2 protein-coding genes are annotated in these 1,118 nt (G+C 64.2%); both read right to left on the bottom strand.

Annotated elements, in window-relative coordinates:
* The coding region (locus WKW80_RS37690; protein ID WP_422823063.1) for a biotin carboxylase N-terminal domain-containing protein at positions 1–189 on the bottom strand (189 nt) is incomplete at its 3' end.
* A 37-nt stretch (positions 190–226) separates the two neighbouring features.
* A partial coding sequence (locus WKW80_RS37240) for an acyl-CoA carboxylase subunit beta (RefSeq protein ID WP_340368567.1) occupies positions 227–1,118 on the bottom strand: 892 nt, incomplete at its 5' end.

Here is a 1,118-nt window from a genome sequence, read left to right as displayed (position 1 = left end):
GGCCACCGTGAGGATGCCCATCTTCCTGGCGGACTTGATGACGCGGCAGGCGATTTCTCCGCGGTTGGCGATCAGGATCTTCTTAAACATTGTGGGTCTCCGCGGGGAAATCGCCTGCGCACGCTTCGCGTGCCAGGCGCTTTGACTTCGTCGCTGCGCCGCTGCGCGGCTGGTCACCGCGGTTCGCAATCAGGATTTTCTTGAACATGTTGTGCTTCCCGTTCTTTCAGAGGGGGATGTTGCCGTGCTTGCGCCACGGGTTCTCGAGCTTTTTCTCGCGCAGCATCACCAGCGAGCGGCAGATGCGCTTGCGGGTTTCGCTGGGCAGGATCACGTCGTCGATGTAGCCGCGCGTGCCGGCCACGTACGGGTTGGCGAAGCGCGCCTTGTATTCGGCCTCGCGGGCTGCGAGCTTGTCGGGGTCGTTCTTGTCTTCGCGGAAGATGATCTCCACCGCGCCCTTGGCGCCCATCACCGCGATCTCGGCGCGCGGCCAGGCCAGGTTGACGTCGCCGCGCAGGTGCTTCGATGCCATCACGTCATAGGCGCCGCCGTAGGCCTTGCGCGTGATCACGGTGATCTTGGGCACCGTGCATTCGGCATACGCATACAGCAGCTTGGCGCCGTGCTTGATGATGCCGCCGTACTCCTGCGAGGTACCGGGCATGAAGCCGGGCACGTCGACGAAGGTGATGACCGGGATGTTGAACGCATCGCAGAAGCGCACGAAGCGCGCCGCCTTGATCGAGGACTTGATGTCCAGGCAGCCCGCCAGCACCAGCGGCTGGTTCGCGACGATACCCACGCTCTGGCCTTCCATGCGCGCAAAGCCGATCACGATGTTCTTCGCGTAGTCGGGCTGCAGCTCGAAGAAGTCGCCGTCGTCGACCACCTTCGCGATCAGCTCCTTCATGTCGTAGGGCTTGTTCGGGTTGTCGGGCACGAGCGTGTCCAGCGACAGGTCGGCGCGCTCGGCCGGGTCGCCGCTGGGACGCACCGGCGGCTTCTCGCGGTTGTTGAGCGGCAGGTAGTTGTACAGGCGGCGCAGCATCATCAGCGCCTCGACGTCGTTCTCGAAGGCCATGTCGGCCACGCCGCTCTTGGTGGTGTGGGTGGAG

This window comes from Variovorax humicola (genome assembly GCF_037889915.1).
Classification (GTDB): domain Bacteria; phylum Pseudomonadota; class Gammaproteobacteria; order Burkholderiales; family Burkholderiaceae_C; genus Variovorax; species Variovorax humicola.
This window is presented reverse-complemented; position numbering and strand designations above follow the sequence as displayed.